Raw genomic sequence first — 13,962 nt, forward strand, 5'->3', positions numbered from 1 at the left:
GCCGCGGGGTACACCTGCAGCGAACCCGCGAAGCGGCGCGTTTTGGCCATAGACCGGCAGTTGGGCAGAGCCGGGACGAGGCGATCCTCGCAGCGTATTTCCGGACCATCGATCACATGCGACGGCCCGTCCTCACCAGTAGGCGGGCCGTTCGTCGTTCTCAACCACGGCGACGTCTCCCCCGATGCTTCATGACGCCCTCTTGTCGCTCGCGCAACACGCGGTGGCGAGTTGAGGGCGCGAGAGGGGACTTGAGTGCGCGAGGGGGGACTCGAACCCCCACGCCCGTAGGGCAATGGAACCTAAATCCATCTCGTCTGCCAGTTCCGACACTCGCGCAAGCCCGCCGAGTCTAGCGCGCCGTGTAAGGGAACCTGTCGGACAACGTCCCTACCTTGACCTCAAACAGCAAGACCAGAGGGCGACATGAGATCAAGGGAAGAATTCGAAGAAGTCCAGCGACTGATCGCGACGGGCAAGAACGATTGCGAGATAGCAAGACTGACCGGCATCCCGCGAAAAACCGTGTGGGAGTGGCGTCGTAGACCGCCATCCAGCGACCGACCACGGGCGGGACAGTCGGCGTGCGGAGTCGAGCACGACCTGCCAAGTCTGCCGGGCAAGCCCTACGCCTATCTCCTAGGTCTTTATCTGGGCGATGGGTGCATTTCCAAAGCGGCACGCAGCTACACCCTGCGCGTCACATGCGACAAGCGATATCCGAGCATCATCCACCGGTGCCGCCAAGCGATCGACGCGTTGTTTCCCCGGCAGCGTGCCGGAGTCTATTGGCGGAGAAGCGGCTGTGCGGACGTGTATCAGTGCTCCAAACATTGGCCGTGCCTGCTTCCTCAACACGGCCCCGGCCGCAAGCACCATCGGAAGATCGCGCTCGAACGGTGGCAGCAGGAGATCGTCGACCGCGAGACCGAGGAGTTCGTCATGGGGCTGATCCACAGCGACGGCTGCCGCGTCGTCGCCAACGACCGCGGCGTGCTCAGTGTCCGGTACCACTTCAGCAACCGGTCCGAGGACATCATCGGACTCTTCACTGCTGCGCTCGACAGACTGGGCATCACCTGGCGGCGGTCGGACAAGTACACCGTCTCGATTTACCGCAAAGCCGCGACGGCCCGCATGGACGAGTTCATCGGACCCAAGGATGTCGCGGTACCGTTGAACGGTGTCCACTACACGGCGTAGGAGGCCGGCGCTCATCCTGTTGATGGTCGCCGCCGCCGCGGGCTGCCTCGCCCTGGCGTGGTGGCAATGGACCCGCTACGAGTCGACATCGGGCAGCTTCCAGAATCTCGGCTACGCGTTGCAGTGGCCGTTGTTCGCGGGGTTCTGCGTGTACGCATACTTCAAATTCGTCCGCTACGAGCAGGCCCCACCCGAGCCGCACCCGAGCGATACCGTCACCGAGATTCCCGCCGGCCTGCTGCCCGAGCGTCCGAAGGCGTCGAGCGGGGCAGATGACGACGCGACATTGCGCGAGTACAACGCCTACCTGGCAGAGTTGGCGAAAGCCGATGCCGAAGACCAGACGCAGCAGACAAGAGGAACCGGTACGTGACCGCACCCGAATCCCCCACGCCCATCGTCCCCGTCGAGGCCATCCGTAAGGCCCTCACCGGATACCGTGTCCTGGCCTGGGCCACCGGTCTCTGGCTGATCGCGCTCTGCTACGAGATGGTGATGAAGTACGCGTTCAACGACGACTCGCTGGGCTGGATCGCGGTGGTCCACGGCTGGGTGTACTTCGTCTACCTGCTGTTCACCGCGAACCTCGCCGTGAAGGTGCGCTGGCCGATCGCCAAGACCGTCGGCATCCTGCTCGCCGGCACCGTCCCACTCGTCGGCATCATTGTCGAGCACTTCCAGACCCAGAACATCAAGGCACAGTTCGGTCTCTGACCGGCGTTTGCCCACGCATCGATAGCTACACTCGATGCGGTGTCAGCCAGCCCCGGCGTGCGCTGTGGCGCCGCCCCGGCGGGCCGGCATCACCACGCGTCGTCCCGCGATCCTGCCCTCACCGGTCTGCGTGCGGTCGCGGCATTGCTGGTCGTCAGCACGCACGCGGCGTTCGCGACCGGCTACCTCACGCACGGCTACCTCGGCGCCATGTACGGGCGCCTGGAGATCGGCGTCGCGATCTTCTTCGTGCTGTCGGGTTTCCTGCTGTTCCGGCCCTGGGTGCGCGGCCGCCGACCGTCGGCCCCCGCCTTCGCTGCGCCGCTACGCCCGAAACCGGTGGCGCCGCATCGTGCCCGCCTACGTGGTCACGGTGGTCGCGGTCTTCGAGATCTATACCGTGTTCGCGCCGGGCCCCAACCCCGGGCAGACCTGGCAGGGGTTGCTGCGCTATGTGACCTTCACCCAGATCTACAGCGATGAATATCTGGTGACGCTGCTGCATCCCGGGCTGTCGCAGATGTGGAGTCTGGCCGTCGAGGCGTCGTTCTACCTCGCGCTCCCGGCGCTGGCGTACCTGGTGCTGCGGATCCTCGGCCGCGGGCAGTGGCGACCCGCGCGGACGCTCGCCGGACTCGCGCTGCTCGCGGCGGTGACACCGGTGTGGCTGGCGGTGGTCACGGTCACCGACGTGCTGCCGAACTCGGCGGGGATGTGGTTGCCGGCGCATCTGGCCTGGTTCGCCGGAGGAATGGCGCTGGCGGTGCTGGAGGCGATCGGCGCGCGCTGCGCCGCGATCGTCGCGATACCTGTCGCGTTCGTGCTGTTCCTGCTGGTGTCGACGCCACTCGGGGGCACGCTGTCGGGACCTGATCCGGCCTCGGCTCCGATCGTGAAGTCCATGATGTACGCCGTGATCGCGACGCTGGTCGTGGCGCCGGTCGCGCTCGGCCATCAGGACTCCTACGCGCGGGTGCTGGCCGGCAGGCCGATGGTGTGGCTCGGTGAGATCTCCTACGAGATCTTCCTGGTCCACGTCGTGGTGATGGCACTGACAATGCATCTGGTGCTGGGCTGGCCGCTGTTCACCGGGTCGATGCCCGGCTTGTTCGCGGCGACGCTGGCGCTGACCATCCCGGTGGCCTGGCTGCTGCACCGGGTCACCCGGCCTCAGACCAGAGAACGCAGCGACGGCAGCAGCGCGGCCAGTGCACGGCTGCGGTGCGACGCGGCGTCCTTCTCCGCGGGGCTCAGCTCGGCCGCGGTCCTCGCCGAACCGGCGGGAAGGAATACCGGGTCGTAACCGAACCCTCCGTCGCCGCGCGGCTCCCGGACGATGCTGCCGCGCCACTCGCCGCGCACCACTACCGACTCGTTCTTCCCGGGACCGGAGACCAGCGCGCACGCCGACACGAACGCCGCGCCACGGCGCTCCTCGGGTACGTCGGCGAGCTGACCGAGCAGCAGTGCAGTATTGGCCGGATCGTCGCCGTGTCGTCCCGACCAGCGCGCGCTGAGCACGCCCGGCATCCCGTTGAGCGCGTCGACCTCCAGCCCGGAATCGTCGGCGACCGCGGGTATGCCGGTCGCGGCGAACGCGTCCCGCGCCTTGGCCAACGCGTTCTCCTCGAACGTCGCCCCGGTTTCTGGTGCCTCGTCGAACGGCACGACATCATCGAGCGACAACAGAGTCAGCTCCACACCGGCGCCGTCGAGCACGCGGCGCAGCTCGGCGAGCTTCTTGGGGTTGCGGGAGGCGACCAGCACCCGAGGCACCCGGGTCAGCTTCCGAACGCCTTCTTCGAGGGACCGGACTCCGGCAGCACTCCCGGATAGGGCTGCTCGAGCGCGCTGCGCTGGATCGCGAACAGCTGATCGCAGGCCACCATCGCGACATCGAGCATCTTGTCCAGCGTCGACCGCGGGAACGTCGCGCCCTCACCTGTGCCCTGGATCTCCACAAGCGTGCCGGTGTCGGTGGCGACGACATTCATGTCGACCTCGGCGCGCGAATCCTCGGTGTAGGGCAGGTCGACGCGGATGCGGCCGTCCACCACCCCGACACTGACCGCGGCGATCGCGCAGGACAGCGGCCGCGGATCGGACAGCTTGCCTGCGGCGGCCAGGTAGGTGACGGCATCCGACAGCGCGACGTATGCGCCGGTGATGGCTGCGGTGCGGGTGCCGCCGTCGGCCTGCAACACGTCGCAGTCGATCGCGATGGTGTTCTCGCCGAGCGCGGCCAGGTCGATGCAGGCGCGCAGGGACCGGCCGACCAGCCGGCTGATCTCCTGCGTGCGGCCACCCACTCGTCCCTTCACCGACTCGCGATCGGAACGCTCATGCGTCGCGGCGGGCAGCATGGCGTACTCGGCGGTCAGCCAGCCCTGCCCGGAACCCTTGCGCCAGCGCGGCACCCCCTCGGTGACGCTGGCCGTGCACATCACTCGGGTGTCTCCGAACTCGACCAGCACCGAACCGGCGGGATGGTTGGTGAAACCCCGGGTGATGGTGACCGGGCGCAATTCGTCGTCGAGTCGACCGTCTTCTCGTCTGGACACGGGCCAACCCTAGCCGGACGCTCCGATCAGGAGCGCGCGACCTCGAAGGTCTCGTTGGAGACCACCGCGTGCACCGGGCCGTCGAACTCCGCCTTCGCCTCGCTGATCACGTCCTCGCGCGACGTCCACGGCGGAATGTGGGTGAGCAGGAGTTCGGACACACGGGCGCGGGCCGCCGCGCGGCCGGCTTCGGCGCCGGACAGGTGCAGCCGCGGCGGACGGTCCGGCGAGTCGGTCCAGGACGCCTCGCACAGGAACACGTCGGCGCCGCGGGCCAGGTCGATCAGCGCATCGCAGTAACCGGTGTCGCCGCTGTAGACCAGCGTCGCACCGGACGGATCGGTGATACGCATGCCGTAGGACTCCGTCGGGTGGCAGACCAGGCGCGGCAGCACGGTCAGCGCGCCGATGTCCACGGCCTGGTTGTCGACCCAGTGCCGGATCTCGAAGATGTCGCTGAAGTCGTCGATCTCGCCGCCCTCGGGCGACGACGCCGCACCGAGGCGTGCCCAGGTGTTGGCGGGGCCGTAGACGAAGCCGCGTTCCTGCGCCGGCGTCGGGTGATAGCGCCGCCAGACGAACAATCCGGGCAAATCCAGACAGTGGTCGGCATGCAGATGTGACAGCAACACGTGGACGGCGTTCGGATCCGCGTGACGCTGCAGCGCTCCGAGGACACCGCCACCGAAATCGAGAACCAACGGCGGCGTGTCGGGCGCGGTGACGAGATATCCCGACGCGGGCGAATCAGGACCGACCACACTGCCGGAGCAACCGAGTACGGTGATTCGCACGCTCACTAGCTTGCCATGCCCGGGATCGCCATGACGAAAACATCGCCGCTTTGGGCGACGAACGTCATGTTCGGGCGCCGGCGTGACGCTGAACAGGCCGGACCCCGTCAAGGCTGGGACCGAGGAACCGTGTCGCCAGCGCGGTGAACGCGCCCGGGTCCCCGGTCGCTTCGAATTGCCGGCGCGGACCCACCGCCGGGTCGACCGGATGCGGTTTCAGCAACTCCTGCTCGGTCAGCACGCGCAGCAGATCCTTGGCGGTCTCCTCGGCGCTGGACACCAGCGTGACGTGGTCGCCCATCGCCAGCTGGATCAGACCCGACAGCATCGGATAGTGCGTGCAGCCGAGCACCAGCGTGTCGACCCCGGCCCGCTGCAGCGGCTCCAGGTATCCCTCGGCGAGACCGAGCACCTGACGTCCGCTGGTCACCCCCCGCTCGACGAAGTCGACGAAGCGGGGGCAGGCCACCCCGAACACCTCGATGTCGCGGGCCGCCGCGAAGGTGTCCTGGTAGGCGCCCGACGCGATGGTCGCTGCCGTGCCGATGACTCCGATCCGGCCGTTGCGGGTGGTGGCGACCGCGCGCCGCACCGCGGGCAGGATCACCTCGACCACCGGGATCGGCGCGTAGCGTTCCCGTGCGTCACGCAGGCACGCCGAGGACGCCGAGTTGCAGGCGATCACCAGCGCCTTGACGCCCCGCGCGGCGAGGTCGTCGCCGACGGCCAGCGCATGGGCGCGGATCTCGGGGATGGTCAGCGGTCCGTACGGTCCGTTGCCGGTGTCGCCGATGTAGATGATGTCCTCGTCGGGCAGCTGGTCGATCACCGCGCGGGCGACCGTGAGGCCTCCCACCCCGGAGTCGAAGATCCCTATCGGCGCCTGCTGTGACGTCATCGGGTCGGATACAGCGGAGCCGGGCCGGGCCTGCGGGACTGACGCGCCCGGCGTTCGGGACCGGACAGCAGGTAGGCCGCCAGCACGCCGGCGGCCGCGCCGCACAGGTGCCCCTGCCAGGAGACGCCGAAGGTGCCGGGCAGCACGCCGAGCAGGATGCTGCCGTAGATGAACAGCACCACCACCCCGACCACGATCTCCCACACGTTGCGCGTGAAGAAGCCGAACACGATCAGAAAGGTCAGCCATCCGAAGATCAGGCCGGACGCGCCGATGTGGTTGGTCTCGACGACCATTCCGTTGTAGGTGGGGGCGCCGACGTTGCCGATCAGCCAGGTGCCGATACCGCCGACGATCCAGACGATCGCGGTGGCATACACAAACCGCGACAGACCGGCCAGGGTCATCAGGAAGCCGAGCACCAGCGCCGGGCCGGTGTTGGCCATCAGATGCTCCCAGTTGGAGTGCAGCAGCGGGGCGAACAGGATGCCGGTCAACCCGTCGGTCTCCAGCGGGCGAATCCCGTTGCTGTCCAAGCGGTGTCCGGTCAACGAATCGAACAGCTCGATGACCCAGAGCAGCACGACGAACGACACGACGGTGAGCCCGCCGACCACCCACGCGGGCCGCTTCTTCGGCTCCGCGGGGAGAGCGGGGTATCCACCGGTTCCCGTCACGCCCAAAGCTGCCCTTCCAACGCGTCCTCCGCGTCGTCCAGGCTACCGGCGTAGGCACCGGTGGACAGATACTTCCAGCCGGCGTCACAGACGGTGAATGCGATGTCGGCGCGCTCCCCGGCCTTGACCGCCGTGGCCGCCATGCCCAGCGCCGCGTGCAGGATCGCACCGGTGGAGATGCCGGCGAAGATTCCCTCGGTCTGCACCAGTTCCCGGGTGCGGCGCACGGCGTCATAGGCGCCCACCGCGAAGCGGGTGGTCAGCACATCGGGGTCGTACAGTTCCGGGATGAAGCCCTCGTCGATGTTGCGCAGCGCGTACACACCTTCGCCGTAGCGGGGTTCGGCGGCGACGATCTGCACCCCTGGCACGTGTTCACGAAGGAACCGGCCGGTGCCCATCAGCGTGCCCGTCGTGCCCAGGCCACCGACGAAGTGGGTGATCTCGGGCAGATCGGCCAGCAGCTCAGGCCCGGTGCCGTCGTAGTGCGCGGCCGCGTTGGACGGGTTGCCGTACTGGTAGAGCATCACCCACGAAGGGTGTTCGGCCGCAAGCTCTTTGGCGTGCGCCACCGCGGTGTTGGAGCCACCCTCGGCCGGCGAGTAGATGATCCGTGCGCCGTAGAGCTCGAGCAGTTGCCGCCGCTCGATCGACGTGTTCTCCGGCATCACGCAGACCATCTGGTAGCCCTTCAGCAACGCCGCCATGGCCAGTGAGATCCCGGTGTTGCCGCTCGTCGGTTCCAGGATCGTGGCCCCGGGCGTGAGCCGGCCTTCGCGTTCGGCGTCCTCGATCATCCGCAGCGCCGGCCGGTCTTTGATCGAACCTGTCGGGTTGCGGTCCTCAAGTTTGGCCCACAGCCGCACGTGGGGCGAACCGTCCCAGGCCGGCGAGAGCCGCTGCAGCCCGACCAGCGGCGTGCCCCCCAGCGCTTCGAGCAGCGAGTTGTAACGGGTCATCGGGCCGGCTCAACCTCCCGCGACGGCGGGCAGGATGGTGACCGAGTCACCGTCGGAGATCGCCGTGTCCAGACCGCCGGAGAAACGCACGTCCTCGTCGTTGACGTAGATGTTGACGAAGCGGTGCAGCTTGCCGTTATCGACGAGCCGTTCCGAGATGCCGGAGTAGTTCGCCTCGAGGTCGGCGATCACGGCCTGCAGGGTGTCCCCTGAGGCGGAGACGCGCTTCTCGCCGCCGGTGTGGGTGCGCAGGATCGTGGGGATGGACACAGAGATGGCCATGGAAGGACTCCTTCGGGTTGTCTTCAGTACTGCTCGACGATGGTGACGGGCTCTTCGGCGACGACGCCGTCCACAATGCGGTAGCTGCGCAACTCGTGGCGGTCGGGGTCGCGGGTGGACACCAGGACGTAGTGGGCGTCGGGTTCGGACGCGTAGGAGATGTCGGTCCGGCTCGGGTAGGCCTCGGTGGCGGTGTGCGAGTGGTAGATCACCACGGGAACCTCGTCCGTCTGCTCCATGGCGCGCCACACCTTGAGTTGCTCACCGGAGTCGAACCGGTAGAACGTCGGCGAGCGCTCCGCGTTGACCATCGCGATGAACCGCTCAGGACGATCGGAACCCTCGGGGCCCGCGATGACGCCGCAGGCTTCGTCGGGATGATCGGCGCGGGCGTGGCTGACCATGGCCTCGACCAGGTCAGCACGGATCGTCAGCACGCGGCTCTTCCTTTCACTCGAACGCTCCCGGTCACTCGAACGCTCCCGGCAACACATGACGGTAGGTCGGTATTCCGGCGAGCGCGTCGGCGGCCAGCACCCCGACCAACACCGCGCGGGCCAGCACCTCGGCCGCGGCGGCGCCGACCGCAGTGACCAGCGGGAGCTCCGGCGTCATCGACGCCGGCGTCGTCGGGTCGGGATTCACCTCCACCGCGCCCGTGGCCAGCGCGAACACCGTGTCACCGTCCAGCGGGGTGTGGCACGGGTTGATGGTGCGGGCCAGCCCGTCCTGAGCCGCCACCGCAACCCGGCGGCAGGCCGCCTTGCTCAGCGCCGCGTCGGTCGCGACCACGGCGATGGTGGTGTTGAGCGGACTCAGCTCGCCGTGGCGGTCGGCGTAGGCCGCCAGTTCGTTCTCGGGCGGGGCGACGAGCCCGAATTGCTCGACGTGGGCGGCCAGCCAGGGCAGCCCGGTGGCGGGGTCGACGACATCGCCCGCGGAGTTGACCACGACGAGCGCGCCGACAGTCACGCCGGATTCCAGGGTGACCGAGGCCGTACCGACGCCACCCTTGAGGACTCCGGCGCGCGCACCGACGCCGGCGCCCACGGTTCCGATCCCCACCTCGGTGCCCGCCGCGGCGGCGGCCCGATAGCCGAAGCCCGCGTCGGGTCGGCACCGCCAACCTCCGACCGGGAGGTCGAAGATCACCGCGGACGGCACGATCGGCACCACGCCGCCGTCGAGAGCCACACCGCGGTTCTGCTCCTCCAGCCAGGTCATCACGCCGTCGGCGGCGGCGAGTCCGAACGCACTCCCTCCGGTCAGCACCACCGCGTCGACGTGCCGCACCGAGTTGCTCGGATCGAGCAGATCGGTCTCGCGGGTACCCGGCGCCCCACCCCGGCCGTCGACGGCGCCGACCGTGCCCGGCGGGGTGAGCACCACGGTGGTGCCGGTCGCCCAGCCCGAGCCCAGCTGCGCGTCCTCGTCGATCCGGTGATGGTGCCCCACGCGGATACCCCCGACGTCGGTGATCGATCCGCTCATCTAGCGGGACCGATCCATCAGGCAGATCACCAGGTACTCCTGCAACACCGTCAGCCACTGGTACACGTCGAGGTGACCGGCCATCGGATGGTCGGCGGGCAACCGGTCGGGGATGTCGGAACCGACGTCGAGCATGGTTCCGAGCGCCAGCCGCACGTCGTTGACCGCCGACGCCCACGCCTGCGCGTCGGCCTCGGACAACTCGAGTTTGCCGCCACCGGCGGGAACGGTGTCCAGCAGGCGTTGCGCCGCTTCGCGTTTGGCCTCGATGATGGCGGGCTCGTGCAGGCTGCGCAGTGCGCTGTTGAGGCTTTCCGCGGCACCCGATCCGGCCGGGTGGTCGGTGGCCGGCCGGTAGAAGTCCGGCAGCAGCCTCTTGAGCGTATCGTCTTGCGGCGGAACGGAATTGCCGGTCCTGATTCCGGTGATCTCGGCGAGTTCGTCGACCGGGGCGGACGCTTCCCGGGTGTCGAGCATGCCCAGCAGCGAGGTGACCAGACTACTCAGCAGCTCGGCCTCGTGTGCGGCCAGCGCCGACCGGAACCGCGGGCCGTCGGCGCCCTCGACCCGCTTCCATTTACGCACAGTGTCTTCAGCGGTCCTGTTGCAGTGTCGCCCACAGCCCGGCGGCGTGGAGCCTGGTCACATCGGCTTCCATGGATTCCCGGCTGCCTGCCGACACCACGGCCCTGCCCTCGTTGTGCACCTGCAGCATCAACTTGGTGGCGTGCGGCTCGCTGTAGCCGAAGAGTTTCTGGAAGACGTAGGTCACGTAGGTCATCAGGTTCACCGGGTCGTCCCAGACGATGGTCACCCACGGCACGTCGGCGGCCGCGTCCGTCTCCCGGTCCACGCGTGCGTCACGGTCTTCGCGGGTACCCGGTCGTGCCTTCGCCGGAGTCACCATGGGGCCAGGATACCGGGGCTCCGGACCGGCCTCGAACCGATACGGTGAGCCGGTGACCTTCTCGCCCACGGACCTGTCGCACACGTCTACGGCGCTGCTCACGGACAAATACGAACTGACGATGCTCGCGGCCGCGTTGCGGGACGGGACGGCGGGCAGGCACAGCACCTTCGAGGTGTTCGCCCGCCGCCTTCCCGGCGGCCGACGCTACGGCGTCAACGCCGGTACGGCGCGGTTCGTTGATGCGTTGCAGGCGTTCAGGTTCGACACAGCGGCGTTGAGCCTCCTGCAGGACGTCGTCGACGACACCACCCTGGACTATCTCGCCGGTTACCGCTTCACCGGCGACGTGGACGGCTACCCGGAGGGTGAACTGTACTTCCCCGGCTCACCGGTGCTGTCGGTGCACGGCACCTTCGGCGAATGCGTGCTGCTCGAGACGCTCGCCTTGTCGATCTTCAACTACGACAGCGCGGTGGCGTCCGCGGCGGCGCGGATGGTCAGCGCCGCGGCGGGGCGGCCGCTGATCGAGATGGGCTCGCGACGCACCCACGAACAGGGCGCCGTCGCCGCCGCGCGCGCGGCCTACCTGGCGGGGTTCGCCGGGTCGTCGAACCTGGAGGCCCAGCGGCGCCACAGCGTGCCGGCGCTCGGCACCAGCGCGCACGCCTTCACCCTGCTGCACACCACCAGGGACGGGACCCCGGCGGACTGGGAGAAGGCCGCGTTCCGCGCGCAGATCGAGGCGCTGGGCGCGGGTACCACCCTGCTCGTCGACACCTACGACATCACCGCAGGTGTGGCGCACGCGATCGAGGTCGCGGGCACCCGTCTGGGCGCGGTGCGCATCGACTCCGGCGACCTCGGCGTGCTGGCCCGTCAGGTCCGCGATCAGCTGGACGGCCTCGGAGCGGCCGAGACGCGCATCGTGGTGTCGGGTGATCTCGACGAATTCGCGATCGCCGCGCTGCGCGCCGAACCGGTGGACGTCTACGGCGTGGGAACCTCGGTGGTCACCGGGTCGGGCGCCCCGACTGCCGGCATGGTCTACAAGCTTGTCGAAGTCGACGGGATCCCGGTCGAGAAGCGCAGCACCCACAAGGAGTCCCACGGCGGGCGTAAGCGGGCGTGCCGGCTCGTCAAGAGGTCGGGCACCATCGTCGAAGAGGTGGTCTATCCCGCCGGCGGTGCCCCTCCGGACCCGGAAGACCTGCACATCCGCGAGCTGACAGTGCCGCTGGTGCGCCACGGCGAGCCGGTCGCCGACCTGGGGCTGGACGCCGCCCGCGCCCGCGTCGCCGACGGCCTGCTCAGCCTGCCGTGGGACGGTCTGAGCCTGTCGAGCGGCGATCCCGCGATCCCGACCCGGATGGTCGCTCCCTCGCCCGGACGGAAGTAGACCCCGGTGGAGGTCACCGGTCTGCTGGCCACGGCCGTCTCCGCGCTGGGCGGGGCCACCCGCGACGGCCAGATCGCGATGGCCGAAGCGGTCGCGCGTGCGTTCGACACCGGGGAACATCTCGCCGTCCAGGCCGGCACCGGCACGGGTAAGTCGCTGGCGTATCTGGTGCCTTCCGTCGCGCACGCGGTGGCGGAGAACCGCCCTGTGGTGGTCTCGACGGCCACGATCGCGCTGCAGCGCCAGCTGGTCGACCGCGACCTCCCCCGGCTCGCCGACTCGCTGGCCGCGGCGCTGCCCCGCCGGCCGACCTTCGCCCTGTTGAAAGGTCGCGGAAACTACCTGTGCCTGAACAAGATTCACAACGGATCCACGGGCAGCGAACCGGACGACATCCCGCAGGAGGAACTGTTCTCCCCGGTGGCGAGCAGCGCGCTGGGCCGCGACGTGAAACGGCTCACCGAGTGGTCGGAGACGACGGACACCGGGGACCGTGACGAACTCAAACCCGGTGTTGCGGACCGGTCCTGGTCGCAGGTCAGCGTGTCGGCACGCGAATGCATCGGGGTGTCGCGGTGCCCGTTCGGCACAGACTGTTTCGCCGAACGGGCGCGCGGCCGGGCCGGTGAGGCCGACGTCGTGGTGACCAACCACGCGCTGCTGGCCATCGACGCCATCGGTGATGCCAACGTGCTGCCCGAACACGAGTTGCTCGTCATCGACGAGGCGCACGAACTGGTCGACCGCGTCACCGGGGTCGCCACCGCCGAACTGTCGGCCACGCTGCTGGGAATCGCGCACCGGCGGGCCGCGCGGGTGGTGACGCCCGAACTCGCCGAACGGCTGGAGGCCGCGTCGACGACGTTCTCGTCGGCGGTTTTCGAGGCCCGTCCCGGCCGGATCGACGTCCTCGACGAGGAGTTGGGAAGCTACCTGGCCGCTCTGCGCGACGCCGCGCACGCGGCACGCACCGCGGTCGACACCGCTCCCAACGATCCGAAGACGGCGTCGGCGCGCGCCGAGGCGGCCACCGCGCTGTCGGATGTCAGCGACACCGCCGCCCGGATCCTCGACTCGTTCGTGCCGGCCATCTCCGACCGCACCGACGTGGTGTGGCTCGACCACATCGACGACGCCAGGTCCGGCAGCCGCGCGGTGCTGCGGGTTGCGCCGCTCTCGGTGGCCGGGCTGTTGCGAAGCAGGCTGTTCGGGCATTCGACAGCGGTGTTGACCTCGGCGACGCTGACCATCGGGGGCAGTTTCGATGCGATGGCCGCCGCATGGGGTCTGTCCGGCGGCGCCGACCGCGAGCCCGGTCAGCAGAGCAGCGCCGTGCGCTGGCGCGGTCTGGACGTCGGGTCGCCGTTCGACCATGCGAAGTCGGGCATCCTCTACGTCGCCGCGCACCTGCCGCCGCCCGGCCGTGACGGCGCCGGATCCGCGGAACAACTCGACGAGATCTGCGCGCTGATCGAGGCCGCCGACGGCCGCACGTTGGGGTTGTTCTCGTCGATGCGCGCCGCCAAGTCGGCGGCGGAGGTGATGCGCGAGCGACTCGACACCCCCGTGCTGTGCCAGGGCGATGACAACACGTCGGCACTGGTCCAGCGTTTCGCCGACGACGAGCAGACCTCGCTGTTCGGCACGCTGTCGCTCTGGCAGGGCGTCGACGTGCCGGGGCCCTCGTTGTCGCTGGTGCTCATCGACCGCATCCCGTTTCCCCGCCCAGACGATCCGCTGCTCACCGCGAGGCAGCGCAGGGTGGCCGCGCGCGGCGGCAACGGTTTCATGGCGGTCGCGGCCAGCCATGCGGCGCTGCTGCTCGCCCAGGGCGCCGGAAGATTGCTGCGCGGCATGGACGACCGCGGCGTGGTGGCCGTGCTGGATTCCCGGATGGCCACCGCCCGCTACAGCGGATTCCTGCGCGCATCGCTGCCGCCGTTTTGGGCGACGACCGACGGCGCAGCGGTGCGGGCGGCGCTGCAGCGTCTTCGCGGCCCGCGCTGACCTCCGCGATACCCGCAGTCGGCGGCGCGAATTCACTATCCTGTCGACAACGTTCGGCCGCCGGAGTCAC

Annotated in this window: 16 protein-coding genes, 1 tRNA gene and 1 pseudogene; 6 read left to right on the forward strand and 12 right to left on the reverse strand. The window is 69.1% G+C overall.

Annotated features, from left to right (window positions below):
- Positions 1 to 256: 256 nt before the first annotated feature.
- Positions 257 to 339, reverse strand: a tRNA-Leu gene (locus tag ACXMYJ_RS10485).
- A 474-nt stretch (positions 340 to 813) separates the two neighbouring features.
- On the opposite strand from ACXMYJ_RS10485, the gene ACXMYJ_RS10490 reads away from it, so the two are divergent.
- The 4 genes and pseudogenes from ACXMYJ_RS10490 to ACXMYJ_RS10505 all read left to right on the forward strand — a co-directional run.
- Complete coding sequence (locus ACXMYJ_RS10490) at positions 814 to 1,203, forward strand: hypothetical protein (protein ID WP_460355942.1); 390 nt, start codon at positions 814 to 816, stop codon at positions 1,201 to 1,203.
- Complete coding sequence (locus ACXMYJ_RS10495; RefSeq protein WP_260754589.1) at positions 1,184 to 1,576, forward strand: hypothetical protein; 393 nt, start codon at positions 1,184 to 1,186, stop codon at positions 1,574 to 1,576. Before ACXMYJ_RS10490 ends, ACXMYJ_RS10495 begins: the two co-directional genes overlap by 20 nt.
- Positions 1,573 to 1,917 (forward strand): DUF3817 domain-containing protein, encoded by a 345-nt coding sequence (locus ACXMYJ_RS10500; protein WP_260754590.1) that lies wholly within the window; start codon positions 1,573 to 1,575, stop codon positions 1,915 to 1,917. Before ACXMYJ_RS10495 ends, ACXMYJ_RS10500 begins: the two co-directional genes overlap by 4 nt.
- 57 nt (positions 1,918 to 1,974) lie before the next feature.
- Positions 1,975 to 3,085 (forward strand): annotated as a pseudogene (locus ACXMYJ_RS10505) (acyltransferase family protein); the annotation flags it as partial.
- A 2-nt stretch (positions 3,086 to 3,087) separates the two neighbouring features.
- On the opposite strand, the gene rdgB reads toward ACXMYJ_RS10505, so the two are convergent.
- The 11 genes from rdgB to clpS are packed head-to-tail and all read right to left on the reverse strand — an operon-like array spanning position 3,088 to position 10,486.
- Complete coding sequence (gene rdgB / locus ACXMYJ_RS10510; protein WP_460355945.1) at positions 3,088 to 3,693, reverse strand: RdgB/HAM1 family non-canonical purine NTP pyrophosphatase; 606 nt, start codon at positions 3,691 to 3,693, stop codon at positions 3,088 to 3,090.
- A 5-nt stretch (positions 3,694 to 3,698) separates the two neighbouring features.
- Positions 3,699 to 4,478 carry a ribonuclease PH gene (gene rph / locus ACXMYJ_RS10515; RefSeq protein WP_460355948.1) on the reverse strand — a complete coding sequence of 260 codons (780 nt, stop codon included), beginning with the start codon at positions 4,476 to 4,478 and terminating at the stop codon, positions 3,699 to 3,701.
- Positions 4,479 to 4,504: 26 nt separating this feature from the next.
- Positions 4,505 to 5,278 (reverse strand): cyclic nucleotide-degrading phosphodiesterase, encoded by a 774-nt coding sequence (locus ACXMYJ_RS10520; protein ID WP_460355951.1) that lies wholly within the window; start codon positions 5,276 to 5,278, stop codon positions 4,505 to 4,507.
- 58 nt (positions 5,279 to 5,336) lie between these two features.
- Entirely contained in the window at positions 5,337 to 6,170 is an 834-nt protein-coding gene (gene murI, locus ACXMYJ_RS10525) for a glutamate racemase (protein ID WP_260754593.1), read from the reverse strand.
- Entirely contained in the window at positions 6,167 to 6,853 is a 687-nt protein-coding gene (locus tag ACXMYJ_RS10530; RefSeq protein WP_260754594.1) for a rhomboid family intramembrane serine protease, read from the reverse strand. Before ACXMYJ_RS10530 ends, murI begins: the two co-directional genes overlap by 4 nt.
- Positions 6,844 to 7,806, reverse strand: a complete 963-nt coding sequence (locus ACXMYJ_RS10535) for a PLP-dependent cysteine synthase family protein (protein WP_260754595.1) — start codon at positions 7,804 to 7,806, stop codon at positions 6,844 to 6,846. The genes ACXMYJ_RS10530 and ACXMYJ_RS10535 overlap by 10 nt, the downstream gene beginning before the upstream one ends.
- Before the next feature lie 9 nt (positions 7,807 to 7,815).
- Positions 7,816 to 8,088: a MoaD/ThiS family protein gene (locus ACXMYJ_RS10540; RefSeq protein ID WP_260754596.1), complete on the reverse strand. Its 273-nt coding sequence runs from the start codon at positions 8,086 to 8,088 to the stop codon at positions 7,816 to 7,818.
- Between the two features lie 23 nt (positions 8,089 to 8,111).
- Positions 8,112 to 8,582 (reverse strand): M67 family metallopeptidase, encoded by a 471-nt coding sequence (locus ACXMYJ_RS10545; protein ID WP_460355954.1) that lies wholly within the window; start codon positions 8,580 to 8,582, stop codon positions 8,112 to 8,114.
- Positions 8,557 to 9,579 (reverse strand): P1 family peptidase, encoded by a 1,023-nt coding sequence (locus ACXMYJ_RS10550; protein WP_460355957.1) that lies wholly within the window; start codon positions 9,577 to 9,579, stop codon positions 8,557 to 8,559. Before ACXMYJ_RS10550 ends, ACXMYJ_RS10545 begins: the two co-directional genes overlap by 26 nt.
- The gene (gene aosR, locus ACXMYJ_RS10555) at positions 9,580 to 10,164 is read right to left on the reverse strand and encodes an oxidative stress transcriptional regulator AosR (protein WP_260754598.1); all 585 of its coding nucleotides are present in this window, start codon (positions 10,162 to 10,164) and stop codon (positions 9,580 to 9,582) included.
- A 7-nt stretch (positions 10,165 to 10,171) separates the two neighbouring features.
- Entirely contained in the window at positions 10,172 to 10,486 is a 315-nt protein-coding gene (gene clpS / locus ACXMYJ_RS10560; RefSeq protein ID WP_260754599.1) for an ATP-dependent Clp protease adapter ClpS, read from the reverse strand.
- Here clpS and ACXMYJ_RS10565 point away from each other — a divergent pair.
- Both ACXMYJ_RS10565 and ACXMYJ_RS10570 read left to right on the forward strand, forming a co-directional pair.
- On the forward strand, positions 10,485 to 11,885 hold the full coding sequence (locus ACXMYJ_RS10565; protein ID WP_460355960.1) for a nicotinate phosphoribosyltransferase: 1,401 nt from the start codon (positions 10,485 to 10,487) through the stop codon (positions 11,883 to 11,885). The genes clpS and ACXMYJ_RS10565 overlap by 2 nt on opposite strands.
- Before the next feature lie 6 nt (positions 11,886 to 11,891).
- Positions 11,892 to 13,892 carry an ATP-dependent DNA helicase gene (locus tag ACXMYJ_RS10570; RefSeq protein WP_460355963.1) on the forward strand — a complete coding sequence of 667 codons (2,001 nt, stop codon included), beginning with the start codon at positions 11,892 to 11,894 and terminating at the stop codon, positions 13,890 to 13,892.
- The last annotated feature ends 70 nt before the right edge of the window (positions 13,893 to 13,962 follow it).

This window comes from Mycobacterium sp. ZZG (assembly GCF_054786995.1).

Bases quoted from the DNA above. Each gene is read 5' to 3' on its own strand.
- murI (WP_260754593.1), bottom strand. From the start codon at position 6,170: ATGACGTCACAGCAGGCGCCGATAGGGATCTTCGACTCCGGGGTGGGA.
- ACXMYJ_RS10535 (WP_260754595.1), bottom strand. From the start codon at position 7,806: ATGACCCGTTACAACTCGCTGCTCGAAGCGCTGGGGGGCACGCCGCTG.
- ACXMYJ_RS10540 (WP_260754596.1), bottom strand. From the start codon at position 8,088: ATGGCCATCTCTGTGTCCATCCCCACGATCCTGCGCACCCACACCGGC.
- ACXMYJ_RS10545 (WP_460355954.1), bottom strand. From the start codon at position 8,582: ATGTGTTGCCGGGAGCGTTCGAGTGACCGGGAGCGTTCGAGTGAAAGG.
- ACXMYJ_RS10550 (WP_460355957.1), bottom strand. From the start codon at position 9,579: ATGAGCGGATCGATCACCGACGTCGGGGGTATCCGCGTGGGGCACCAT.
- ACXMYJ_RS10565 (WP_460355960.1), top strand. From the start codon at position 10,485: ATGGGGCCAGGATACCGGGGCTCCGGACCGGCCTCGAACCGATACGGT.
- clpS (WP_260754599.1), bottom strand. From the start codon at position 10,486: ATGGTGACTCCGGCGAAGGCACGACCGGGTACCCGCGAAGACCGTGAC.